Annotated in this window: 22 protein-coding genes; 11 read left to right on the plus strand and 11 right to left on the minus strand. The window is 53.7% G+C overall.

All coding sequences use genetic code 11. From position 1 onward, the window contains the following. Positions 1-27: 27 nt before the first annotated feature. Positions 28-654 (minus strand): multifunctional acyl-CoA thioesterase I/protease I/lysophospholipase L1, encoded by a 627-nt coding sequence (gene tesA, locus FCH32_RS05110; RefSeq protein ID WP_217438920.1) that lies wholly within the window; start codon positions 652-654, stop codon positions 28-30. Here tesA and ybbA point away from each other — a divergent pair. The 6 genes from ybbA to FCH32_RS05140 all read left to right on the plus strand — a co-directional run bounded on the left by ybbA (position 622) and on the right by FCH32_RS05140 (position 7,888). Then, complete coding sequence (ybbA, locus tag FCH32_RS05115; protein WP_174360598.1) at positions 622-1,308, plus strand: putative ABC transporter ATP-binding protein YbbA; 687 nt, start codon at positions 622-624, stop codon at positions 1,306-1,308. The two genes, tesA and ybbA, sit on opposite strands and share 33 nt — an antisense overlap. Next, positions 1,305-3,719, plus strand: a complete 2,415-nt coding sequence (gene ybbP, locus FCH32_RS05120) for a putative ABC transporter permease subunit YbbP (RefSeq protein WP_117342151.1) — start codon at positions 1,305-1,307, stop codon at positions 3,717-3,719. The genes ybbA and ybbP overlap by 4 nt, the downstream gene beginning before the upstream one ends. 190 nt (positions 3,720-3,909) lie before the next feature. Continuing rightward, complete coding sequence (locus tag FCH32_RS05125; protein ID WP_174360599.1) at positions 3,910-5,043, plus strand: porin; 1,134 nt, start codon at positions 3,910-3,912, stop codon at positions 5,041-5,043. A gap of 283 nt (positions 5,044-5,326) precedes the next feature. Then, entirely contained in the window at positions 5,327-6,157 is an 831-nt protein-coding gene (locus FCH32_RS05130; RefSeq protein WP_117342153.1) for a MetQ/NlpA family ABC transporter substrate-binding protein, read from the plus strand. 62 nt (positions 6,158-6,219) lie between these two features. Continuing rightward, the gene (sfbB, locus tag FCH32_RS05135; RefSeq protein WP_137362757.1) at positions 6,220-7,236 is read left to right on the plus strand and encodes a virulence-associated ABC transporter ATP-binding protein SfbB; all 1,017 of its coding nucleotides are present in this window, start codon (positions 6,220-6,222) and stop codon (positions 7,234-7,236) included. Beyond that, positions 7,229-7,888, plus strand: coding sequence for a methionine ABC transporter permease (locus tag FCH32_RS05140; protein WP_005125237.1), 660 nt, complete (start codon positions 7,229-7,231; stop codon positions 7,886-7,888). The genes sfbB and FCH32_RS05140 overlap by 8 nt, the downstream gene beginning before the upstream one ends. Here the strand turns inward: FCH32_RS05140 and mnmH are convergent. The 7 genes from mnmH to ppiB all read right to left on the minus strand — a co-directional run bounded on the left by mnmH (position 7,885) and on the right by ppiB (position 13,840). Beyond that, positions 7,885-8,970, minus strand: a complete 1,086-nt coding sequence (gene mnmH / locus FCH32_RS05145) for a tRNA 2-selenouridine(34) synthase MnmH (RefSeq protein WP_174360600.1) — start codon at positions 8,968-8,970, stop codon at positions 7,885-7,887. The two genes, FCH32_RS05140 and mnmH, sit on opposite strands and share 4 nt — an antisense overlap. 96 nt (positions 8,971-9,066) lie before the next feature. Beyond that, positions 9,067-10,134, minus strand: a complete 1,068-nt coding sequence (gene purK, locus FCH32_RS05150; protein WP_135912435.1) for a 5-(carboxyamino)imidazole ribonucleotide synthase — start codon at positions 10,132-10,134, stop codon at positions 9,067-9,069. After that, a complete protein-coding gene (purE, locus tag FCH32_RS05155) occupies positions 10,131-10,640 on the minus strand; it encodes a 5-(carboxyamino)imidazole ribonucleotide mutase (RefSeq protein WP_096758002.1) in 510 nt (169 codons plus the stop codon). Before purE ends, purK begins: the two co-directional genes overlap by 4 nt. A gap of 114 nt (positions 10,641-10,754) precedes the next feature. Further along, positions 10,755-11,696 carry a DUF1848 domain-containing protein gene (locus FCH32_RS05160; protein WP_137362761.1) on the minus strand — a complete coding sequence of 314 codons (942 nt, stop codon included), beginning with the start codon at positions 11,694-11,696 and terminating at the stop codon, positions 10,755-10,757. Further along, positions 11,693-12,529 carry a hypothetical protein gene (locus FCH32_RS05165; RefSeq protein WP_174360601.1) on the minus strand — a complete coding sequence of 279 codons (837 nt, stop codon included), beginning with the start codon at positions 12,527-12,529 and terminating at the stop codon, positions 11,693-11,695. Before FCH32_RS05165 ends, FCH32_RS05160 begins: the two co-directional genes overlap by 4 nt. Positions 12,530-12,620: 91 nt before the next feature. After that, complete coding sequence (gene lpxH / locus FCH32_RS05170) at positions 12,621-13,343, minus strand: UDP-2,3-diacylglucosamine diphosphatase (protein WP_174360602.1); 723 nt, start codon at positions 13,341-13,343, stop codon at positions 12,621-12,623. A gap of 2 nt (positions 13,344-13,345) precedes the next feature. Beyond that, entirely contained in the window at positions 13,346-13,840 is a 495-nt protein-coding gene (ppiB, locus tag FCH32_RS05175) for a peptidylprolyl isomerase B (protein WP_115259171.1), read from the minus strand. Positions 13,841-14,012: 172 nt separating this feature from the next. Here ppiB and cysS point away from each other — a divergent pair, with 172 nt between their 5' ends. Further along, the gene (gene cysS / locus FCH32_RS05180; RefSeq protein ID WP_174360603.1) at positions 14,013-15,398 is read left to right on the plus strand and encodes a cysteine--tRNA ligase; all 1,386 of its coding nucleotides are present in this window, start codon (positions 14,013-14,015) and stop codon (positions 15,396-15,398) included. A gap of 91 nt (positions 15,399-15,489) precedes the next feature. Here the strand turns inward: cysS and FCH32_RS05185 are convergent, their stop codons facing one another. From FCH32_RS05185 to folD, 3 genes are all read right to left on the minus strand, one after another. Continuing rightward, the gene (locus FCH32_RS05185; RefSeq protein WP_096757998.1) at positions 15,490-16,014 is read right to left on the minus strand and encodes a metal-dependent hydrolase; all 525 of its coding nucleotides are present in this window, start codon (positions 16,012-16,014) and stop codon (positions 15,490-15,492) included. Between the two features lie 124 nt (positions 16,015-16,138). Continuing rightward, positions 16,139-16,351 carry a ribosome-associated protein YbcJ gene (gene ybcJ, locus FCH32_RS05190; protein WP_096757997.1) on the minus strand — a complete coding sequence of 71 codons (213 nt, stop codon included), beginning with the start codon at positions 16,349-16,351 and terminating at the stop codon, positions 16,139-16,141. 1 nt (position 16,352) lies between these two features. Further along, a complete protein-coding gene (gene folD, locus FCH32_RS05195) occupies positions 16,353-17,219 on the minus strand; it encodes a bifunctional methylenetetrahydrofolate dehydrogenase/methenyltetrahydrofolate cyclohydrolase FolD (protein ID WP_096757996.1) in 867 nt (288 codons plus the stop codon). A 574-nt stretch (positions 17,220-17,793) separates the two neighbouring features. On the opposite strand from folD, the gene fimA reads away from it, so the two are divergent. The 4 genes from fimA (at position 17,794) to FCH32_RS05215 (ending at position 22,312) form a co-directional block, all read left to right on the plus strand. After that, entirely contained in the window at positions 17,794-18,348 is a 555-nt protein-coding gene (gene fimA / locus FCH32_RS05200) for a type 1 fimbrial major subunit FimA (RefSeq protein ID WP_115259167.1), read from the plus strand. Positions 18,349-18,425: 77 nt separating this feature from the next. Continuing rightward, positions 18,426-18,959, plus strand: coding sequence for a type 1 fimbrial protein subunit FimI (fimI, locus tag FCH32_RS05205; protein WP_096759453.1), 534 nt, complete (start codon positions 18,426-18,428; stop codon positions 18,957-18,959). Between the two features lie 41 nt (positions 18,960-19,000). Beyond that, positions 19,001-19,693, plus strand: coding sequence for a type 1 fimbria chaperone FimC (gene fimC / locus FCH32_RS05210; RefSeq protein WP_117342161.1), 693 nt, complete (start codon positions 19,001-19,003; stop codon positions 19,691-19,693). A 6-nt stretch (positions 19,694-19,699) separates the two neighbouring features. Next, positions 19,700-22,312 carry a fimbrial biogenesis usher protein gene (locus FCH32_RS05215; protein ID WP_135912431.1) on the plus strand — a complete coding sequence of 871 codons (2,613 nt, stop codon included), beginning with the start codon at positions 19,700-19,702 and terminating at the stop codon, positions 22,310-22,312. Positions 22,313-22,318: the final 6 nt, after the last annotated feature.

The following is a 22,318-nucleotide window of genomic DNA, read 5'->3' on the forward strand; positions in this document are numbered from 1 at the left end:
ACTTTACCTGTCAGGATCTCCGTTGTTTTACGAGTCGTGATTTACTAGAGGTGTGAGATGTTGCGCCATCCAGTCGGCGATAAACGGCTGGGCGTCACGATTAGGGTGGATACCATCATCCTGCATCCATTGGGGTTTCAGATAGACCTCTTCCATAAAAAAGGGCAGCAGAGGAATATCAAACTCGCTGGCGAGCTTTGGATAAACTGCGCTAAAGGTTTCATTATAACGGCGACCGTAGTTGGCTGGCAGACGAATTTGCATCAGCAGCGGTTCGGCCTTTGCCGCTTTGACGTCGTGTAAAATTTTACGCAAGGTTTGTTCAGTTTGCGCAGGTGAAAACCCGCGCAGGCCGTCATTGCCGCCCAGTTCGACCAGCACCCAGCGTGGCTGGTGTTGTTGCAGTAATGCGGGCAGACGCGCCAGGCCCTGTTGTGAGGTGTCGCCACTAATGCTGGCATTCACCACCGATGTTTTGTTTTGCCATTTGTCATGCAGCAGCGCTGGCCACGCTGCGCTGGCCGACATTCGGTATCCGGCACTCAGGCTGTCACCCAGAATTAATAACGTGTCCGCCGCGGCGGCGCGGAAAGTTAACAGAACCAGGAACAGGAAGGGCAAATGCCAGCGGAAAACATCGTTGAAGTTCATCATCTTAAGAAATCCGTCGGTCAGGGTGATCAGGAGCTATCCATCCTTACCGGAGTTGAACTGGTTGTCAAACGCGCCGAGACCATTGCGCTGATTGGTGAGTCGGGTTCGGGGAAATCCACGCTGCTGGCGATCCTCGCCGGGCTGGACGATGGCACAAGCGGCGAAGTCAACCTGGTTGGGCAACCGTTGCACGGTATGGACGAAGAAGCCCGGGCGCAGCTGCGCGCGCAGCATGTCGGCTTTGTCTTTCAGTCCTTCATGCTCATTCCGACCCTCAACGCACTCGAGAACGTCGAACTACCGGCGTTATTGCGCGGGGAAAATAGTGGCAGCAGTCAGGCTGGAGCCAAAGCTTTGCTGGAGCAATTGGGGCTAGGCAAACGCCTTGACCACCTTCCGGCCCAGCTGTCCGGCGGGGAGCAGCAGCGCGTGGCGCTGGCGCGGGCGTTTAATGGACGCCCGGACGTGCTGTTTGCCGACGAACCGACGGGCAACCTCGACCGGCAAACCGGAGACAAAATTGCCGATCTGTTGTTCTCTCTCAACCGTGAACACGGCACCACCCTGATTCTGGTCACGCATGACCCGCAGCTGGCGGCGCGCTGCGACCGGCGTTTACGTCTGGTTAACGGGCTGCTACAGGAGGAGGCATGATTGCACGCTGGTTCTGGCGCGAATGGCGCTCGCCCTCATTATTAATTGTCTGGCTGGCGCTCAGCCTGGCGGTGGCCTGCGTGCTGGCGCTGGGGAATATCAGCGACCGCATGGAAAAAGGGCTGAGTCAGCAAAGCCGCGAATTTATGGCGGGCGACCGGGCGCTGCAAAGCTCGCGGGACGTGCCGAAAGCCTGGATTGACGAGGCGCGACAGCGCGGCCTGAAGGTGGGCGAACAGCTGACCTTCGCCACCATGACCTTTGCCGCCGATACTCCGCAACTGGCGAACGTCAAAGCGGTGGATGACGTGTACCCCCTGTATGGCGCGCTGCAAACCAACCCGCCAGGGCTGAAACCGCAGCCCGGTTCGGTGCTGCTGGCCCCGCGTCTGATGGCGCTGCTCAATTTGAAAATCGGTGATGCCATTGATGTCGGGGACGCCACGCTGCGTATTGCTGGCGAGGTGGTACAGGAGCCGGATTCCGGGTTTAACCCGTTCCAGATCGCGCCGCGTCTGATGATGAATCTTGCCGATGTCGAAAAAACCGGGGCCGTCCAGCCTGGAAGCCGTGTGACCTGGCGTTATAAATTTGGCGGCACGCCGCAGCAGTTGGAAGATTATGAAAAGTGGCTGTTGCCGCAGTTAAAACCGGAGCAGCGTTGGTACGGGCTGGAACAAGATGAAGGCGCGCTGGGGAAATCTCTCGAACGCTCGCAACAGTTCCTGCTGCTGTCGGCACTGTTAACGTTGCTGCTGGCGGTTGCCGCCGTTGCCGTGGCGATGAATCATTACTGCCGCAGCCGCTACGATCTGGTGGCGATACTAAAAACGCTCGGCGCGGGCAGGGCGCAGCTACGCAAGCTGATTGTCGGCCAGTGGCTGATGGTGTTGGCGTTGTCCGGTATCACCGGCGGGGCGTGTGGTCTGCTGTTTGAACGCATACTGGTGCTGCTGCTCAGGCCCGTTTTACCGGGTGAATTGCCGCCTGCCAGCCTGTGGCCGTGGCTGTGGGCGTTCGGCACCATGACCGTCATTTCACTGCTGGTCGGGCTGCGTCCCTATCGTCTGCTGCTGGCCACGCAGCCGCTGCGGGTGCTGCGCCGCGACGTGGTGGCCAACGTCTGGCCGCTGAAGATCTATTTGCCCGTGGCGACGATCGTGGTGGTTGCGCTGCTGGCCGGGCTGATGGGCGGAAGCATGCTACTGTGGGCGGTGCTGGCCGGTGCGGTGGTGCTGGCGCTGTTGTGCGGCGTGCTGGGCTGGATGCTGCTCAACCTGCTGCGCGGCCTGACGCTCACCTCGCTGCCGCTGCGTCTGGCGGTCAGTCGCTTACTGCGCCAGCCGTGGTCAACGCTGAGTCAGCTGTCGGCCTTTTCGCTCTCTTTTATGCTACTGGCGCTGTTGCTGGTGTTACGGGGCGATCTGCTCGACCGCTGGCAGCAGCAAATGCCGCCGGAAAGCCCGAACTACTTCCTCATCAATATTGCCACTGAACAAGTGGGGCCGCTGAAGGCGTTCCTGTCCGAGCATCAGGTGATCCCTGAGTCGTTCTACCCGATTGTGCGGGCGCGTCTGACCGCCATCAATGACAAGGCAACCGAAGGTAATCAGGATGAGTCGCTCAACCGCGAACTGAACCTGACCTGGCAGGATACCCGTCCGGATCATAACCCGTTAACCGCCGGAAGTTGGCCGCCAAAAGCAGGTGAAGTGTCGATGGAAGAAGGGCTGGCGAAGCGACTGAACGTCAAACTTGGCGATCGCGTGACCTTTATGGGTGACACCCAGGATTTCAGCGCTACGGTCAGTAGCCTGCGTAAGGTGGACTGGGAAAGCCTGCGGCCTAACTTCTTCTTTATCTTCCCGCAGGGCGCGTTGGACGGGCAGCCGCAAAGTTGGCTGACCAGCTTCCGTTGGGAAAATGGCAACGGCATGCTGACGCAGCTTAACCGCGAGTTTCCGACCATCAGCCTGCTGGATATCGGCGCGATCCTCAAACAGGTTGGCCAGGTGCTTGAACAGGTCAGCCGGGCGCTGGAGGTGATGGTGGTGCTGGTTACCGCTTGTGGCATGCTGCTGCTGCTGGCTCAGGTGCAGGTCGGCATGCGTCAGCGGCATCAGGAACTGGTGGTCTGGCGGACGCTGGGGGCGGGCAAGAAATTGCTGCGCACCACGCTTTGGTGCGAGTTTGCCATGCTGGGGATGGTCTCCGGGCTGGTCGCGGCCATTGGCGCAGAAACCGCGCTGGCGGTTCTGCAAACCCGCGTGTTTGATTTCCCGTGGGAGCCTGACTGGCGGCTGTGGGTCATCTTACCGGTTTGCGGGGCGTTGCTGCTCTCATTATGCGGTGGGTGGCTCGGCGCACGTCTGCTAAAAGGCAAGGCCCTGTTTCGTCAGTTTAACAATTAATTCATTTTAGTGATGATTACGCACCGGTTTTTACACCGGTGCGTATTTTTCGTTTATCCCGCACAAATTGATAACTCCTTGATATTTAACCGCACGGAACAATAAAAACCCGCCAACACGCGAGTATTAATAAACGTTAATATTTGTATGCTGAATAATTGGCAGGCTATCTATCAAGGTGAAACAATCCATGACTATAAAAAAAACAGCGCTGGCGGTATCGATCGGCGCAGCAGTGGCATTAACGACGTTCGCCGCCCAGGCGGAAATCACCGTCCTGAAACAAGATCCGCAGGCGGGTAATCCGCTGAGCCGTCTTAACTTCACCGTCGGTGGCAGTATCCGTCCCCAGTTCCAGAACATGGCGGGCGACGATGGCAAGAATGGCTACAAGCGTAACGGTTTCGATGGCGGTACCCGTTTCCGCTTCGCCGCAGATTACTATCTGTTTGATGACATCAGTTGGGTGAGCTACTACGAGCTGGGTGTTAACTTCCCGGCGATGTTCGACTGGGATAATCACCATGCCGACGGCGCCAACGACACCACGCGTCGTATGCTGTACACCGGGCTGAAGAGTGCGACCTGGGGTACGCTGACCTTTGGTCAACAGAACAGCATTTACTATGATGTGGTCGGTGCGAAAACAGATATCTGGGACTACGACATGATCGGTCAGGCACCAGGTAACGGGATTAATGGCGACTACGATGGTTCATATCGTACGCGTAAATCACTGAAGTATAAGAAAACCGTGGGCGATGTAGATCTCTACGCCTCTTATCTTTTCAGCGATGATTACAACCCGAACAACGGTCTGCGCTACAAACGTAAAGGCGGCGGCTCGCTGGGTGCCGATTACCACATTACCGATGACTTAACCTGGGGTACGGCGTGGAACTACACCCGTGCGGAAATGCGCGGCAACAGCAGCAAAACGTACGATCAGAACATCGTGGGTACTGCGCTGAGCTGGAAACCGGACAACTGGACCTTCTCCCTGGGGGGCGGCTGGTATCAAAACTTCATGACCACCAAGAAAGTGTCGGTTAACGACTATTTTGCCGGTGACGCGTGGGGTCTGGAATACTTTGCCGGTTACACTTTCCCGGTTGGCCAGTATGCACTGAAATCCGTTCAGCCTTACTTTATGGGCGATCGTATTGAATACGTGAATGGCCGTAACTACCTGCGCACCGACAACGGCGTGGGGATCAGCTTCCAGCTGGACTACGGCTTCCGTGTAGATTACGAACACGTCTTTACCTCCAGCACCGACAACCTGGGCGACATGAACCTGGTGCGTCTGCGTTACGATTTCTAATCGAACACCTGCCAAACGGAATGCCCGATGCACGTGTGCTATCGGGCCTACGAGAGCAGCGTAATCGAGTTATTTGTAGGCCGGATAAGGTGCTTGTGCCGCCATCCGGCTTTTTTCATGCCTTCCCCTTCAATTACACACTCTGCAACATCATGAAATAATTTCAAGGACAGCAGGTTGTGATCTGTGTCATGTTAACAATCAGCCTGTTAGGCAGGTCAACAACAACAACGCCGCATGAACGGCGTGAGACACCACATCACAACGTTAAAATGGAGAGATTATGGGATTGCGCCACAATTTACGCATCGCGACCGGAGCATTATTACTGGCCTGCGGCTTACAGTTTGCTCACGCCAATAGCGATCCACAGACTATCGTTTTCGGCGTCGCGCCGGGTCCTTATGGTGACATGGTAAAACAGGCTATTGCCCCGACGCTGAAAGAAAAGGGCTACAAGGTGGTGGTGCGCGAATTCAGCGACTACGTCCAGCCCAATATGGCGCTTTCCAACGGTAGCATTGACGCTAACCTGTTCCAGCACTCGCTGTACTTTGACAAATTCACTGCCGACAAAGGCCTGAAACTGAGCAAACTGATTGTGGTCCCGACGGCCGGAATGGGGTTCTACTCACATAAAATCAAAAGCCTGGATGAGCTGAAAAAAGGGGACGTGATTACGCTTTCCAACGATCCCACCAACCTGGCTCGCGGGCTGCGCTTCCTGCAATCTATCGATTTGATCACCATTAAAGATAATATCGATCCCACTAAAGCTTCCGAGCGTGATATCGCCAGCAACCCGAAAGGGCTGATTTTCAAACCGCTGGAAGCTGCGCAGTTGCCGCGTACGCTCGACGGCGTGACCGGCGCGCTGGTCAACGGTAACTTCGCCGTTGCCGCAAAACTGGATCTCGCAAGTGCGTTGAAGCAAGAGAATCTGGATGAAAACCTGAAAAATATCATCGCGGTACGCAGTGAAGATGCGGATAAACCGTTCGCCAAAGACATTGTTGAGGCGGTGAAATCACCGGCTTATCGCGCGGTGATTGACGACCCGAAAAATATTTACAGCGCCTTCCAGAAACCGGAATGGATGTCGGCAGCCCAGTAATCGCTGCGCCAATGGGTTAACAGGGCAGCGATGACTGCCCTTTTCGCATTTCTGAGGTGGCTATGATTGAGATAGAGAAGGTTTGCGTGGACTTCGCCGCAGGCCGTGGGCCGTCAACCCGTGCGGTTGATGACGTCAGCCTGCGGATCGGCGCAGGCGAGATATTCGGTATTGTTGGGACCAGCGGCGCGGGAAAAAGTACCCTGCTGCGTACCCTGAACGCCTTAACGCGCCCGAGCGAGGGAAGCGTAAAAGTGAATGGCGTGGAAATCTCCGCGCTTGAGGGACGTCAATTACGCAAGGCGCGTCAGCGTATCGGCATGATCTTCCAGCACTTTAACCTGATGCATACCCGCACCGTGGCGCAAAATGTGGCCTTCAGCCTGAAGGCTGCAGGCTGGGAGGGCAGTAAAATTGCCCCACGCGTGACGGAGATCCTGGCCCTGGTGGGACTGTCTGATAAGGCCAACCGTTATCCGGTGCAGCTCAGCGGCGGGCAAAAGCAGCGTGTGGGTATTGCCCGTGCGATTGCCAACCACCCGGATGTGCTGCTCTGCGATGAACCGACTTCGGCGCTGGATCTGGAAACCTCCGCTACCATTTTGGCACTGCTCAAGCAGATCAACGCCCAACTGGGGATCACGATCGTCCTGATCACCCACGAGATGAACGTGATCAAATCTATCTGCGATCGCGTGGCGGTGATGTCCGGTGGCAAGGTGGTGGAATCCGGCGAGGTGTTTGATGTTTTTGCCCATCCGCAGCACGCGTTTACCCAACAGCTGGTATCACACACGCTCAACCTGACGCTACCGGATCGCCTGCGGCAACATTTGCCGGGGCAGCTGTTAAAAATTCTGTTTATTGGCGATTCGGCAGAACAGCCGGTGCTGTCCGAGGTGGCGGTGAAATTTGGCGTGGCGGTGAATATCCTGCACGGCAAAATTGAATATATTGGCGAGCGGGCGCTGGGGATATTGGTGGTGCAACTGACCGCGCCGCATAATCCTGCGGCGGTCGATGTCGCCGTGGAGCACATTCGTCAACGTACCGCACAGGTGGAGGTGATTCGTGGATGATTTATTGCCGGATTTGACGCTGGCGTTCAATGAAACCTTCCAGATGCTGAGCATCTCAACGGTGCTGGCAATTGTTGGCGGCCTGCCGCTGGGTTTTTTAATCTTCGTAACCGACCGTCATTTATTCTGGCAGAACCGTTTTGTGTATCTGCTCAGCTCCGTGCTGGTGAATATCATCCGTTCGGTGCCGTTTGTGATCCTGCTGGTGCTGCTGCTGCCGTTAACTCAGTTTTTGCTCGGCAATACCATCGGGCCGATTGCGGCGTCGGTACCGCTGTCGGTAGCGGCGATTGCATTTTATGCCCGACTGGTGGACAGCGCCCTGCGCGAGGTCGATAAAGGCATTATTGAAGCGGCGGAGGCCTTTGGCGCCAGCCCGATGCGCATCATTTGTACGGTGCTGTTACCGGAAGCCAGTGCCGGCCTGCTGCGTGGGTTGACGATAACGCTGGTCAGCCTGATCGGCTATTCCGCGATGGCCGGGATTGTTGGTGGCGGCGGCGTTGGTGACCTGGCGATTCGCTTCGGTTATTACCGCTACGAAACCCAGGTCATGATCGTCACCGTGGTGGCGCTGATTATTCTGGTACAGGTTGTTCAGGTGCTGGGCGACTGGCTGGCGAAACGCGCGGATAAGCGCGACCGGCATTAATGCGTCTGAACCCAGTCATTCACCTCCTGCCATGTGCCGCGAAAGACGATTTTCGCGGCTTTCTTCTCTAACTGGTAACGATACATCGGATCGTAATATTCGTTGAGTAACGGCACCAGCCAGCCCATGTGACCGTCGGTGCTGCCGCTGGCCTGTTGCTCGTTCAACGCGACGTCGAGCAGTTCGGTCAGTTCCGCAAAACGTTGTAACCCTAAACGACGGCGGATGGCGAACAGACCGTGGTGCAGGTATTCGCTGTATTCCTGCCAGCCCTGGGTTTCCCCGTACGCTTGGGTGAAATCGTGGTGCATGCGCACGAAATACTCTTCACGCAGCCGCTCAAGGCGCAGTTCAAAGGGATCGTCAACCACCGCAATCGTGGCCTGAGTCATGCGCTCGCGCAAGCACTCGGGCAAATGATTGGCGCCAATCATGCGGCCTTCATCTTCCAGCACCCAGCGATGCAGGTCCTGACGGCCGTCGGTTTTCAGCATCTCGACCGCCAGCAGGTTTTCAAAACTGGCCTGGCTCAGTTGCGGCTCAACCGTGCGACCAAAAGAAGAGCCGCGATGGTGCGCCAGACCTTCGAGATCCACGCCGTTTGGCTGCAATTGCACCAACTGCGTTTTACCGCTGCCGGTACAGCCGCCAATTAAGACAATTGGTTTTTGCACCAACTCTTCAGTTATTTGTATCGCAGCCTGACGCAGGGCTTTATAACCGCCGCTGACCAGCGGGTAGTCAATGCCGGATTCACGCAGCCATTGCTGCACAATGTGTGAACGCTGACCGCCGCGTGCGCAGCATAAAATTCCCTCAGGGTGTTGGCGACAGGCCGCTTGCCAGGCATTCATTCGCTGCTGGCGGATGTCACCGCTCACAAGCTGATGTCCCAGTGCCAGCGCAGCGTCCGGTCCCTGACGTTTGTAACAGGTCCCGACCGCGGCACGTTCGTCATCGTTCATCAGGGGAAGGTTGATTGCACCCGGCATCGCACCTTGTTGAAACTCAACGGGGGCGCGTACATCGATTAAGGGCGTACCGGCGAGCAGAATCGCGCGATAGTCCGTTCCATCGTTCATGTTCAATCCTGAAAATACAAAACAGCAATGGAGGGGATTTTACGCGCCAGAGGAGGGGCCGGGGAAGGACAAATTCCATTCCCCGGCATTAATGGCTTATTTCAGTTTGGACTGTGCCCAGATAATGCCGCTGGCATATTCCGGCGGTAGCAGGGGAATCAGCGCTTCCAGCGTGGCGCTCAGGCGAGCGGTATCGCCATCGGTCAGGTTCAGGTGACCGACCTTACGACCTGCGCGCACCTCTTTGTCATACCAGTGCAGATGCACCAGTGGCAGTTTCAGCCAGTCATAATTCAGGTCGCTGCCAATTAAATTCACCATCACTGACGGACTGTTCACCACCGGCACAGGTAACGGCAGGTCGGTAATGGCGCGCAGGTGAAGTTCAAATTGGCTGATGCTGGCGCCGTTCTGTGTCCAGTGTCCGCTGTTGTGTACGCGCGGGGCCAGTTCGTTGATCAGCAAGCCTTCCGGGGTGATAAAACACTCCATCGCCATTACGCCAACATAGCCCAGCTCGTGCATGATGGCAGACAGCATCGCCTCGGCCTGATCCTGCTGTTTGGCATTGGCCTGCGGGAACGCGACGCTGGTGCGCAGAATGCCGTCCTGATGCAGGTTATGAGTCAGCGGATAGAAGACGGTGCTGCCGTCGTGGGCGCGGGCGCCAACCAGCGATACTTCGCCGGAGAAGTTAATACCCTGCTCGACGATACACTCGCCGTAGCAGTCATCCGGCAGTTGTTCTGTTTCGTGGGCGCGTAAACGCCACTGCCCGCGACCGTCGTAGCCGCCGACGCGGCGTTTGACGATCGCCAGCTCTCCCAGCGTTTCAAATACCGCAGACCATTCGCTTTTGTCTGCCAACAGCTGCCACGGCGCGGTAGCCAGCTTCAGTTTGTCAAACAGCTGCTTTTGCGTCAGACGGTCGGCAATAATAGGGAAAATATCACGGTTGACGAACGCCGGATGGCGCGCCAGTTCGCGGGTTAGTGCGGTTTCCGGCCAGCGTTCAATCTCGGCGGTAATCACGCTTTGCTGAAAGGGAACTGCAGCGGGTTCGGCATCCAGCCCGACGGGCCAGACCGCAATCCCCAGCGGCTCACCGGCCTGGCGCAACATGCGTCCTAGCTGACCGTTGCCGAGTACGCAAACCTGCTTCATGCCGCACCTCGCGGGTCCGGGTTCTCCAGTACTTCGTCGGTCTGTGCTTTACGCCAGTCGTGCAGACGCTGATGCAGTTCTTTATCGTGTGTCGCCAGAATTTGTGCCGCCAGCAGGGCCGCATTCGCCGCGCCCGCTTTACCAATCGCCAGCGTGCCCACCGGAATACCGCGCGGCATCTGCACGATGGAGTACAGGCTGTCTACGCCGCTCAGCGCTGCGCTTTGCACCGGAACACCTAATACCGGTACCAGCGTTTTGGCGGCAATCATACCGGGCAGATGTGCTGCACCGCCTGCGCCTGCAATAATCACCTGATAGCCGTTCTCTTCAGCACTTTCGGCGAAGCTAAACAGTCTGTCGGGGGTGCGGTGGGCAGAGACCACTTCAACGTGGTGCGGGACATTCAGGATTTCGAAGATTTCGGCGGCGAACTGCATGGTAGCCCAGTCGCTTTTGGACCCCATCACGATGGCGACACGCGCCGGATTATTGCGGGAAGACATGCGTCTGAAAACTCCTGTGGTGCACAACACTCGACTTTTGAGGCCACAGAGAATAGCATGTTTTAACGTCAAGGAAAACGATTGCGCGTGCTGAGCAGCTGCATTTTAAAGAGGTCAGAACAATTTTTGTTGAAAAGCCACTGGTTCTAACAGATGGGGATCCACATCGTCAGCATTACCCAGCAAAAACGGGCTCTGGGGGTTGTGTTTTTTGAAATTATTGTTGGCTTGATTGTGATTGTAGGTTGCATAGCAGTATTTGCAGCCATGCATACAGGTATTATAATCCCCTATATCAATACTTTTAATACAACCACATGCTTCGCGCTGACCGGGATCTTTGTTATTGGGTAATAACAATCCAAATAAATCGTTAATAAGCGCTTCATCAATACACTTTCCATGTAGAATGCCTTGATTAACAAGGTCTATTTCTTCAGCGCAGGAATAAATAGATAGACTATGTTGCTGGGCAATTTCGGAAAAATGTTGCGCAAGAGATAAGCAGAGTTCATGGTTTTGTGTAATATCGCTATAAATTAGCGAGTCGATAGTTTTAAGGTTCCTTTCTGTTTTTTGATAAATATCTGCGAAACTAATTACTACGCGGCGAGTATATCCTTCTAATTCATCCGCAAGTTTGCTGAACAGGCGAAGGTGTTCGTCAAAAGGAAGTATATTTGAAAGCAGGATAGGGTCATAACGCCAGATGATTTTCTCTGCCCCAATTTTTTCCGAAAGCTGTTTGAACACACCGATCGCTTTATGTGGATTGAGCATTTTTGTCTCAAGCAAGCGCGGATAGCCAGTTATAGTGAACTGGAAGTAGAAACGATGCCCAATATCAATAATTTCGTCAATGTAGGGAAGTAGTTTCGTTGGGTTCCGTGTCCAGAATATAATAGCATCCACGTCTTCTGGTCGTAGGGATACCCGAGATACTTGATGATAATTGAATGGGTTTCGGGTGAGTAAAAAACCGGTACGAATACGGTTCATCAACCATTCGCTATAGAATGCAGGTATATCAGTACGGCGACTGGCGCTGATGATCATCGCGAATATTCCAGGATTTGATAGTTCATATAACTATTTGTTAGTACAGGGTTGTGTACAACTCGACATTTACAATCGTATTTTTCTACATCTTCACAAAGCTGTATGTTTTGCGGGTAGTCAAACGAGTAATCAATTCCTTTTAATCCTTGATATATATGGTCACCACGGTAATATGTTCTTTCATTAGAGTCTGAAGTTATAAATCCTTTTTTTAACATTTCTTTATGGAAAAGAGAGAATATTTCTGTGTGATGATTGTTTAGTTTATGGTCTACAGTAATAAAAGAATTCAAAAAGAAAACTCTGTTTTTTTTTGAATTTGAAATTCTAGCAGAAAAATCTTTTATATCTATATTCTCGGCAATATCACCGAGGGATTTAGGGAAAATGAAAACATCTGTTTTATTAATCGAGTCTTGGGTTATTGCTGAAGCCGAGACTGTATGTAAATATAGGTTGTCATTGGAGGGGGGGAGTAATTCTCTTGTTGTCCACTGACAGGTATCATATCCATGGTAATCAAATTTAACATTCTTTAAATTATGTAAAAGAGCGAAGTAGTCAGGATGTAATCCACAGCCAAAGGAAGAAATATTTATATTTTTGATGTCATTTTTCATTAATCTCTCAGATAATTCCCATGCGAGTACGCAATATTCAAAATAATATGCAGGGATATATTTCAGAGCATAAATTTTCTGATATATTTTATCATCATAGTTTTCATTGTCAGGTGAAAAATGAGAGTAATCACATAAATCTCCATCAAGCATAATGCTGCCATGAAAATTATTAACTATCTCATGAATAAAATCACGGTCTATTTTCATAATAATCCCTTATTAACTTATTTTAATCAGCATAACTTTGTAGATAGTAGAAGTGATGATCTAAATCATGAGAATATAGATAAAAAGGGAATTAAAATGCAAACGCGATCAGCTCAACGTCGTCGGGCGTGACCTTAACCATTGAACCCTCGCTGTGCCACGCACCTAATACTACGCGGAACGCAGGTTGTCTATTGGCTGTCAGTTCATGCACCGCCGGGCGATGGGTATGCCCGTGAATTAACCACTGGACCTGGTGTTTTTCCATCTCGGTAACCACGGCCTGCGGATTCACATCCATAATTTCCAGCGATTTGCTGCTGTTGGCGGCTTTGCTGTTGGCGCGCATCTTTGCGGCAATGCGTTGGCGAACAAACAACGGCAGAGCAAGAAACAGTGTTTGTAGCCAGGGCTGATGCACTTTAGCGCGAAATGCCTGATAACCGGCATCATCGGTACACAGCGTGTCGCCATGCATGATCAGCACCTTGCGGCCATACAGGTCGAGCACTTTTTCCTCGGGTAACAAGGTCATGCCGCTCTCGCGGGCAAAACGCTTGCCGAGCAGAAAATCACGGTTGCCGTGAATGAAGAAGCAGGGGACGCCGGAATCAGCTAGCGATTTTATTGCGACGGCGATTTCATGGTGCAGCGGAGTGGGGTCATCGTCGCCTATCCAAGCTTCGAACAGATCGCCAAGAATATACAGCGCATCGGCTTTTCGTGCTTCACCGGCTAAAAAACGCAGAAAACCGGCGGTAATCGCCGGTTCTTCCGTGCAGAGGTGAAGATCTGCAATAAACAGTGTCGCCACGATTACTCGCTGACGGTCACGTTTTCGATAATAACGTCTTCTTTCGGTACGTCCTGGTGCATGCCGCTGCGACCGGTAGAAACGTTTTTGATTTTATCAACCACGTCCATACCTTCAACCACTTCAGCAAATACACAGTAACCCCAGCCCTGCATGCTTTCGCCGGAGAAGTTCAGGAAGTCGTTGTCGGCAACGTTAATGAAGAACTGCGCCGTTGCGGAGTGCGGAGCCTGAGTACGGGCCATCGCCAGCGTACCACGGGTGTTTTTCAGACCGTTGTTGGCTTCGTTTTTGATAGCCTCTTTGGTTTCTTTTTGCTTCATGCCAGGCTCAAAACCGCCGCCCTGAATCATGAAACCATTAATCACACGGTGGAAAATGGTGTTGTTATAGAAACCTTCGCGGCAGTAGTCCAGGAAGTTTTTAACTGTTTCAGGCGCTTTATCATCAAATGTTTTGATTACGATATCGCCGTGATTAGTGTGGAAAGTAACCATTTTTGCATCCTGTTCCGATAGAGTGGTGCTTCGACCCTGGTCAGGGTCAGAGTTAGGGGTGTGTTATAGCATAACCGCAAGATTCGATCACCTTGCAAAGTGTGCTGCTTCGGGGCCAATTTATAGGTATTATAGGGCTTTGTTATCCACACACGTCTACACGGAATCTTCGATGTTAAAAATCTTTAATACACTGACGCGCCAAAAAGAGGAATTCAAACCTATTCATGCCGGGGAAGTCGGCATGTACGTGTGTGGTATCACCGTTTACGATCTCTGTCATATTGGTCACGGACGTACCTTCGTCTCTTTTGACGTGGTTGCGCGCTATCTGCGCTTCCTCGGCTATAAGCTGAAGTACGTGCGTAACATTACCGATATCGACGACAAAATCATTAAGCGCGCTAATGAAAATGGTGAAAGCTTTGTGGCGTTGGTCGACAGGATGATCGCGGAAATGCACAACGACTTCGACGCGCTGAATATCCTGCGCCCGGATCTCGAACCACGTGCGACGCATCATATTGCGGAAATTATTGAAATCACCGAACAGCTGATCGCCAAAGGTCACGCTTACGTGGCTGATAACGGCGACGTGATGTTCGACGTGCCGACCGATCCGCACTACGGCCAGCTGGCGCGCCAGGATCTGGATCAGCTGCAGGCGGGTGCCCGCGTGGATGTGGTGGATGTGAAACGTAACCCGATGGACTTCGTGCTGTGGAAGATGTCCAAAGAGGGCGAGCCGAGCTGGCCGTCCCCGTGGGGAGCAGGCCGTCCGGGCTGGCACATCGAATGTTCTGCGATGAACTGCAAACAGCTGGGCAACCATTTCGATATTCACGGCGGCGGCTCTGACCTGATGTTCCCGCATCATGAAAACGAAATTGCCCAGTCCACCTGTGCGCACGACGGCGAATACGTCAACTACTGGATGCACTCCGGGATGGTGATGGTTGATCGTGAGAAAATGTCCAAATCACTGGGCAACTTCTTTACCGTGCGCGACGTGCTGAAATACTACGACGCCGAAACCATTCGCTACTTCCTGATGTCCGGCCACTATCGTAGCCAGCTGAACTACAGCGAAGAGAACCTGAAGCAGGCACGTTCTGCACTGGAGCGTCTGTACACCGCGCTGCGCGGTACTGACAAATCCGTGGCGCCAGCCGGTGGTGATGCCTTTGAAGCGCGTTTCATTGAAGCAATGAACGATGATTTCAATACGCCGGAAGCCTACTCGGTGCTGTTTGATATGGCGCGTGAGGTCAACCGTCTGAAGGGTGAAGATATGGCGGCGGCTAACGCCATGGCCGCGCATCTGCGCAAGCTGTCCGGCGTGCTGGGCCTGCTGGAGCAGGATCCGGAAGCGTTCCTGCAAAGCGGTGCGCAGGCGGATGACGGTGAGGTCGCTGAGATTGAAGCGCTTATCCAACAGCGTTTAGATGCCCGTAAAGCGAAAGACTGGGCGGCGGCCGACGCGGCACGTGACCGTCTGAACGAGATGGGTATTGTGCTGGAAGATGGCCCACAAGGCACCACCTGGCGTCGTAAGTAATTCTCTCAATTGCCGGATGGCGGCTAACGCCTTATCCGGCCTACGATGGAATGATCGGTAGGCCTGATAAGCGTAGCGCCATCAGGCACTATTAGTGACGTCTGTACCACCACAGCACACCCATCATGACGGCTCCCGGCAGCCACACCCACATTAATTCCGAGATAATCACCTGATGCCCATACGGCGTGGCGTAGCGTGACAGCGCGAACGGCGCAACCTTAATCACCTGCCACGGCGCAAAGAAGCGCTCATCTGACCATGGCCACAGCCAGCCAACGCCTTTTCCTCCGGTGGTCACCGAATCCAGCAGGCTGTGTGACAGCAACGACACCGTCAAAAATAACCAGCAGCGAACCAGCCCGGCTTTAAACCATCGTCGACCTATCATGATGCACAGTAACGGCACCGCGAAGGCGAACAGTAGCGAGTGGGTAAATCCGCGGTGACCGAACACGTTGCCGTAGGCAATACCGAACTTAAACGACAGGACGTCGGCGTCAGGCAGCATTGCCAGTACAACCCCGGCAAACAACAAGCGTGGGGGAATGACTTTGAGCCCCAGACCCAATCCTAAACAAAGAGGTACAGCTGCGTGGGTAACGATGGTTGGCATGATAGTCGCTTCGTATAAGAAAACGATAGGCTAACAGTCTGGTGTGAAGTGAAGGTGAAGTTAATTATCTGAAAATCAGGGGGAACGGACCGGATGTGGTGTGAACCGCCATCCGGCCCTGGGATCATGCCACGACGTTAATGCTTTGACCTTCAAAGCTCACGGTCTGTCCGGCAACGATTTTGCAGCGTTTACGTGTTTCTACTACTCCATCGACCTTCACTAACCCTTCGCCAATGGCAATTTTTGCCTGGGCGCCGCTTTCGCTCCAGCCTTCCAGCTTTAGCAGATCGCAGAGTTCAACGTGTGGGTGTTTACCCAGTGAAAATGTGGCCATCTTAAACGTCCTTTACATCATGGTATTCAACGCACGCCTGAAGCGTGTTTTCGATAAGTGTGGCGACCGTCATCGGGCCAACGCCACCCGGCACCGGTGTAATATACCCGGCGCGCGCAGCGGCATCTTCAAAGACCACATCGCCAACAACCTTGCCATTCTCCAGACGGTTGATGCCGACATCAATCACAATCGCACCTTCTTTGATCCATTCACCGGGAATAAAACCCGGTTTGCCGACGGCGACAATCAGCAGGTCAGCATGCTCTACGTGGCGACGCAGATCTTTGGTAAAGCGGTGGGTTACCGTGGTGGTACAGCCCGCCAGCAGCAACTCCATGCTCATCGGACGACCGACAATGTTTGAGGCGCCAATCACCACGGCATTCAGGCCGTAGGTATCGATGTTGTAACGCTCAAGCAGTGTCACGATGCCGCGAGGCGTACACGGACGCAGGCGCGGTGCACGCTGGCACAGGCGACCGACGTTATACGGGTGGAAGCCGTCGACGTCTTTATCCGGTGCAATGCGTTCCAGCACCTTAACGTTGTCGATCCCCGCCGGTAACGGCAGCTGGACCAGAATACCGTCGATGGCGGCATCCGCATTGAGCGTATCAATGAGCTCAAGAAGTTCCGCCTCGCTGGTGGTTTCAGGCAGGTCATAGGAGCGGGAGACGAACCCCACTTCGTCGCAGGCTTTGCGTTTACTTGCTACGTAAATTTGCGAAGCCGGGTTGCTACCTACCAGCACAACAGCCAGGCCTGGGGCGCGTAATCCAGCCGCTAAACGCGCCTGAACTTTTTGAGCCACCTCAGAGCGTACCTGCTGCGCAATCGTTTTACCGTCAATAATCTTTGCTGCCATCAGAGAGAGGATTCCGTCTGTTACGTTAAATCGAAGGGGATGTCACTATTTTGTCAGAAGCGCGGCGTGCTGTCAGTTTTCGTTTGCATTTTTAGGTGAGATTAGGAACGTCTCGCTGTGCGAACGGGTGAGGTGTCAATATCGTAAAGACAGGAATAATTACTGAGTACGCTAATTAATTTTAACGTTAGTGAAACAACTCATCACCCTTCTGTTTTCATGGGTAATACGTCATAAACCAGTCTGTTACGTACCATTGTGGTGGTGTTTAAGTAATATTTACCCAGACATTTCTTAGATCCCAATAAGAATTAGCCAGGGCCATTACAAGGATTTGCAGGTATTTTTCATTAATTGAAATGTTTAATTTATCCCTGTGACGAATTGTCATATTCGTAAAGATTAATTAGTGAATCTCGCGCTCAGGAGAGTTGGGGTCAAGCATCATTAATTCTCTTTCGATATATATCTTTACAGGATGCAGAGATAATTTGCCTGACATTTTATGTCGATAATGATTCAAACGGAGCCGGCAGGATACCGGAACCGGATGTGTGTAATTCAAGGGAAATCCATGAAACGTAAATTAATAAATACTTCTGTTATTGCCAGCCTGATGTTAGTTGCAGGGGCCGCCGTCGCAGCCGATCCGGTCAGCGTGAGCGGCGGTACTGTTCATTTTGAAGGTGAACTGGTCAATGCAGCTTGTGCGGTAAGCACACAGTCAGCCGATCAGGTGGTGACATTAGGGCAATATCGTACCGCCAGCTTTGCAGCCATCGGCGATACCACGGCACAGATTCCGTTCTCCATCGTGCTGAACGACTGCGATCCTGCGGTTGCCGCGACGGCAGCTGTGGCGTTTTCGGGTCAGGCGGATGCCTCCAACTCAGCTCTGCTGGCGGTATCTTCAGGGAATAACACCACCACGGCTGGCGGTGTAGGTATCGAAATTCTGGACAACGCGTCTACCGCGCTGAAGCCAGATGGTGCCACCTTCTCTACTGCCCAGGCGCTGGTAGAAGGCACCAACACCCTGCGTTTCTCCGCACGTTATAAAGCGACCGCTGCAAGTGCCACGCCAGGCCAGGCAAACGCCGACGCCACCTTCATCATGAAGTACGAATAAGCCGTTCTGATTGGCGCAAGGAAGACGACAGCCTCAATGGATGAGGCAATATCCGGGGATGACGAAGGATGTGGCAACTGATTTTCAAAGGCATGACGCTGGCGGGAATGCTGTGCGTAATGCCTGCGCTTGCACACACGGTAATACTGGAAAGCGGTCGCCTTCACCTGCGTGGGCAACTGGTCAATGGGGCCTGTACGGTGGCCACCGATAGCCAGAACTTGCGGGTACAGATGGGGCAGTATCGCACCAACGCATTTGGCGAACCGGGAAGCTTTGCCTCGACCAGCGTACCGTTTTCACTGCGCTTAACATCCTGCAGCGCCGACGTTTATGACCATGTTGGGATTGCGTTTGCCGGCGTCACGCCTGCAGAAGATCCGCAGGTCTTTCTGGCCAGCGGTGAGGCGTCTGCGGCCTCGGGTATTGGCCTGGCATTATTTGATGAGGGGCAACGACAAATTATTCCGAATGCGCTGCCGCGTCATTACGCCCCAATTTTAACGCAGGAAATGACGTTTCACTTCACCGCGCGCTATCGGGCTGTCTCGGAAAAGATAACGCCGGGAACGCTTCGTTCAGACGTGTGGTTTACGTTGGTCTATCCCTGATTTATTTACCAACGATAATCACACCAAAGGTATTTGTAGCCATGTTTAATTATCTTAAATCAGGTTTTATTATTTTCCTCACCTTATTTGTTTCCTGCAGTGCTCAGGCTGCTGGGGGAATTGCATTAGGTGCTACCCGCGTTATTTATCCCGCCGAGGCTAAACAAACATCGCTGGCTATTAGCAATAGCGATACTAAAGAACGTTTCCTGGTTAATTCATGGATTGAGAATAGCGCAGGCGTTAAAGAAAAAGCCTTTGTGGTGACGCCTCCACTGTTTGTCAGCGAGCCCAAAAGTGAAAATACGCTGCGCATTATCTATGCCGGTCAGCCACTGCCTACAGACCGCGAATCGCTGTTCTGGATGAACGTGAAGGCGATCCCGTCAGTCAATAAAGACAGCCTTGAGGGTAAAAACGTTCTGCAACTGGCGATTTTGTCGCGTATTAAACTCTTTGTCCGCCCAAATAACCTGCCACAGGTACCGGAAGACGCGCCCGGCATGTTGCAATTTTCCCGTTCCGGCACACAGCTGAAAATTACGAATCCGTCAGCGTATTACGTCACGCTGGTTAACCTCAATGTGGGAAAAACGAAGGTTGATAACGTCATGGTGGCACCGAAGAACGCGGCGCAGATCCCGCTGCCTGCGGGCGTTCAGGGCAGCGTGACGTTCCAGACGGTTAATGACTACGGCGCAGTGACACCTGCCAAAACGGTTAGCGTGCGTTGATAAACGATGAATAAGACAACGTACTTACCTGGCCGGTTACCGGGGATTACGCCACCGCTGGCGGGCGTGGCGTTGTCCACGCTGGCTGCCTTATTTCCGCTGTCAGGCCACGGGGAAAGCTATTTTAACCCGGCATTTTTATCTGCGGATACGGCGTCCGTGGCGGATTTGTCGCGTTTTGAAAAAGGGAATCACCAGCCTGAGGGCGTCTACCGCGTGGATATCTGGCGTAATGATGAATTTATTGCCACCCAGGATGTTCATTTTGCCACCAGTAAGGCGAGTACCGGCGAGAAATCTGGTGGGCTGACGCCATGTTTTGGTCTCGATTGGGTTAAGCGCCTAGGGGTCAACACGGCGGCGTTTCCGGCGCTCAGTCAGGACCCGAACAGTACCTGTATTAATTTGCCCGAGGCTATCCCCGGCAGCGAAATCGCCTTCGATTTCTCTACGCTGCGCCTGAACATCAGCTTGCCGCAGGCCAGTATGCTGAATAGCGCGCGGGGATATATTCCGCCTGAGGAATGGGATGAAGGGATCCCGGCTGCGCTGGTGAACTACAGCTTTACCGGCAGTCGTGGCAGCGATTCTGACAGCTATTTCTTAAGCATGTTGAGCGGCCTGAACTATGGCCCCTGGCGGCTGAGAAACAACGGCGCCTGGAGCTATTCCAAAGGCGACGGATATCACTCGCAGAGCTGGAAAAACATCGGTACCTGGCTTCAGCGCGCCATTATCCCGCTGAAAGGTGAGCTGGTGATGGGCGACAGCAACACCGGTAACGACGTCTTTGACAGCGTCGGGTTTCGCGGGGCGCGGCTCTACTCGTCAGACAGCATGTATCCGGATAGCTTGCAGGGGTACGCACCAACGGTTCGCGGCATTGCCCGTACGGCGGCGAAACTGACCATTCGCCAGAACGGTTATGTTATATACCAAAGCTATGTGTCGCCTGGGGCGTTCTCGATTACCGATCTCAACCCGACGTCGTCCAGCGGTGACCTGGAGGTGACGGTAGATGAAAAAGATGGCAGCCAGCAGCGCTATACCGTCCCGTACTCCACGGTTCCACTGTTACAGCGCGAAGGGCGACTGAAATACGACCTGGTGGCCGGGGATTTCCGCAGCGGTAACAGCCAACAGTCATCACCGTTTTTCGTCCAGGGCACGTTAATCGCCGGGCTACCTGAAGGTTATACGGCCTATGGCGGCACGCAGTTGGCCTCTCGTTACCGCGCGCTGGTGTTCGGTACCGGGCGCAACCTCGGCGACTGGGGTGCGGTCTCCGTCGATTTAACCCATGCGCGCAGCCAACTGGCGGATGACAGCACCCACCAGGGGCAATCGCTGCGTTTTCTGTACGCAAAATCACTGAATAATGTCGGCACCAACTTCCAGTTACTGGGATATCGCTATTCGACCCGGGGGTTTTATACCCTTGACGACGTGGCGTATCGCAATATGGAAGGTTACGAGTACGAATACGACAGCGACGGCAATCGCCATAAAGTGCCGGTGGTCCAGAGCTATCACAATCTGAGCTACAGCAAAAAAGGCCGTTTTCAGATCAACATCTCGCAGAATCTAGGAGATTACGGATCGCTGTATGTCTCAGGCAGTCAGCAAACTTACTGGAATACGTCCGATACCAACACCTGGTATCAGCTCGGCTATGCCAGCGGCTGGCAGGGGATTAGCTATTCGCTCTCCTGGTCGTGGAACGAATCGGTAGGGATTGCCGACACCGACAGGATTCTGGCCTTCAATATGTCGGTGCCGTTTAGCCTGTTGACCGGGCGACGCTACACGCGCGATAACGCGCTCGATCGCACCTATGCCACCTTCAACGCTAACCGCAATAGCAACGGACAAAACAGCTGGCAGAGCGGGATTGGCGGGACGTTGCTTGACGGGCGCAACCTGAGCTACAGCGTAAACCAGGGGCACAGCAGCACCAACGGTTACAGCGGTAGCGCCAGCGCAAACTGGCAGGCGACCTATGGCACGCTGGGTATGGGATACAACTACGACCGCGACCAGCATGACTATAACTGGCAGCTCTCCGGCGGCGTGATTGGGCATGCGGACGGAATCACCCTGAGCCAGCCGCTGGGCGATACCAATGTGCTGATCAAAGCACCAGGCGCCCAGGGCGTAAGGATAGAGAACCAGACCGGGGTGCAGACCGACTGGCGTGGCTACGCGGTCATGCCGTACGCCACCGTCTATCGCTATAACCGTGTGGCGCTGGATACCAATTCAATGAACAACCATACCGATGTGGAAAATAACGTCAGCAGCGTAGTACCGACACAGGGGGCGCTGGTAAGAGCGGCGTTTGATACACGTATCGGCGTGCGCGCGTTAATTACGGCGCAACAGGCGGGAAAACCGGTACCGTTTGGCTCCATTGTGCGTGAAACCGCCAGCGGCGTAACCAGCATGGTGGGAGACGATGGACAAATCTACCTGAGCGGTTTGCCGCTAAAAGGCGAGTTGCTGATCCAGTGGGGCGAAGGCGCGAACGCGCGCTGTACGGCGCACTATGCCTTGCCTGAGGAGAGCCTGAAACAGGCGGTAACGCTCACCAATGTGACCTGCGAACGCCCGTCGGCATGAAAGGAA

The sequence above is a fragment of the Citrobacter gillenii genome, from assembly GCF_013337685.1.
Lineage (GTDB): Bacteria > Pseudomonadota > Gammaproteobacteria > Enterobacterales > Enterobacteriaceae > Citrobacter > Citrobacter gillenii.

Excerpts from the sequence above, each read along its gene's own strand:
- ybbA (WP_174360598.1), top strand. The coding sequence starts at position 622 with ATGCCAGCGGAAAACATCGTTGAAGTTCATCATCTTAAGAAATCCGTC.
- tesA (WP_217438920.1), bottom strand. The coding sequence starts at position 654 with ATGATGAACTTCAACGATGTTTTCCGCTGGCATTTGCCCTTCCTGTTC.
- ybbP (WP_117342151.1), top strand. The coding sequence starts at position 1,305 with ATGATTGCACGCTGGTTCTGGCGCGAATGGCGCTCGCCCTCATTATTA.
- FCH32_RS05125 (WP_174360599.1), top strand. The coding sequence starts at position 3,910 with ATGACTATAAAAAAAACAGCGCTGGCGGTATCGATCGGCGCAGCAGTG.
- FCH32_RS05130 (WP_117342153.1), top strand. The coding sequence starts at position 5,327 with ATGGGATTGCGCCACAATTTACGCATCGCGACCGGAGCATTATTACTG.
- sfbB (WP_137362757.1), top strand. The coding sequence starts at position 6,220 with ATGATTGAGATAGAGAAGGTTTGCGTGGACTTCGCCGCAGGCCGTGGG.
- mnmH (WP_174360600.1), bottom strand. The coding sequence starts at position 8,970 with ATGAACGATGGAACGGACTATCGCGCGATTCTGCTCGCCGGTACGCCC.
- purK (WP_135912435.1), bottom strand. The coding sequence starts at position 10,134 with ATGAAGCAGGTTTGCGTACTCGGCAACGGTCAGCTAGGACGCATGTTG.
- purE (WP_096758002.1), bottom strand. The coding sequence starts at position 10,640 with ATGTCTTCCCGCAATAATCCGGCGCGTGTCGCCATCGTGATGGGGTCC.
- FCH32_RS05160 (WP_137362761.1), bottom strand. The coding sequence starts at position 11,696 with ATGATCATCAGCGCCAGTCGCCGTACTGATATACCTGCATTCTATAGC.
- FCH32_RS05165 (WP_174360601.1), bottom strand. The coding sequence starts at position 12,529 with ATGAAAATAGACCGTGATTTTATTCATGAGATAGTTAATAATTTTCAT.
- ppiB (WP_115259171.1), bottom strand. The coding sequence starts at position 13,840 with ATGGTTACTTTCCACACTAATCACGGCGATATCGTAATCAAAACATTT.
- cysS (WP_174360603.1), top strand. The coding sequence starts at position 14,013 with ATGTTAAAAATCTTTAATACACTGACGCGCCAAAAAGAGGAATTCAAA.
- FCH32_RS05185 (WP_096757998.1), bottom strand. The coding sequence starts at position 16,014 with ATGCCAACCATCGTTACCCACGCAGCTGTACCTCTTTGTTTAGGATTG.
- ybcJ (WP_096757997.1), bottom strand. The coding sequence starts at position 16,351 with ATGGCCACATTTTCACTGGGTAAACACCCACACGTTGAACTCTGCGAT.
- folD (WP_096757996.1), bottom strand. The coding sequence starts at position 17,219 with ATGGCAGCAAAGATTATTGACGGTAAAACGATTGCGCAGCAGGTACGC.
- fimA (WP_115259167.1), top strand. The coding sequence starts at position 17,794 with ATGAAACGTAAATTAATAAATACTTCTGTTATTGCCAGCCTGATGTTA.
- fimC (WP_117342161.1), top strand. The coding sequence starts at position 19,001 with ATGTTTAATTATCTTAAATCAGGTTTTATTATTTTCCTCACCTTATTT.
- FCH32_RS05215 (WP_135912431.1), top strand. The coding sequence starts at position 19,700 with ATGAATAAGACAACGTACTTACCTGGCCGGTTACCGGGGATTACGCCA.